This window comes from Vibrio sp. 2134-1, assembly GCF_033339495.1.
Genome location: NZ_JAWOUS010000210.1, coordinates 1 through 908, shown reverse-complemented (window position 1 = coordinate 908; position 908 = coordinate 1). Strand labels below are relative to the sequence as shown.

1 protein-coding gene is annotated in these 908 nt (G+C 46.9%); it reads right to left on the bottom strand.

Features of this window, described 5'->3' with window-relative positions; genetic code table 11:
* Positions 1-133 precede the first annotated feature (133 nt).
* On the bottom strand, positions 134-908 hold a 775-nt coding region (locus R7R78_RS24985; protein WP_318119560.1), incomplete at its 5' end, for a putative PEP-binding protein.

The following is a 908-nucleotide window of genomic DNA, read 5'->3' as shown; positions in this document are numbered from 1 at the left end:
CCGCCCAAGGCAGCAAAAATAACAACGCAGGTACGACGATTAATCCGCCCCCAATGCCGAGTAGCCCCGCCATCACACCAACAAAAGCGCCCAGCGCCAGCAATAACAAAAATAAAGAGACGGTCACGATTACCTACTTTTTCCCTGCACGAACGAAGCCTGCAAAACCTTGTTGGATAAAGAAATCATGCATCATTTGATGAATCTCCTCTCCGTACGATTTTGTCATCGCCTGTTCCGCTAGTTTTTCTAGTTCCTGTTGTTGGCTATGACGAATCAAATACTTCACCTTAGCCACGTTAGATGTGTTCATACTTAAGCTGGTGTATCCCAACCCAAGTAATAAGAGCGCACCAAATGGGTCACCGGCTAATTCACCGCAGATACACACTGGCACATGATATTTATCGCACACGTCATGAATCTGTTTGAGTGCTAACAGCACTGCCGGATGCATGGATTCATAGACATCAGCGACGCGGAAATTGTTCCGATCCACCGCCAGTAAATACTGAGTTAAGTCGTTAGTACCAACAGAGACAAAATCCACTCGATGCGCGATGGCAGGAAGCAGATATACCATCGATGGTACTTCGATCATCACCCCGACCTTTGGAGCCTGGATACGCTCATCAAGCAAGACAACTTCGCTGTAGGCTTGGTTGATCAGCGTCATCGCATCATCCAGCTCTTTAATACCAGATACCATGGGTAACAAGATACTTAAATTACCACTTTCAGCACTGGCTCTTAGCATCGCACGCAATTGAATCAAAAAGATATCAGGATGATCTAACGTAAAGCGAATCCCGCGCCAACCTAAAAACGGATTGTCCTCTTCGATTGGCAGGTATGGCAATGGTTTATCACCACCGATGTCCAGAGTACGCATCACCACGCGTTGGCTC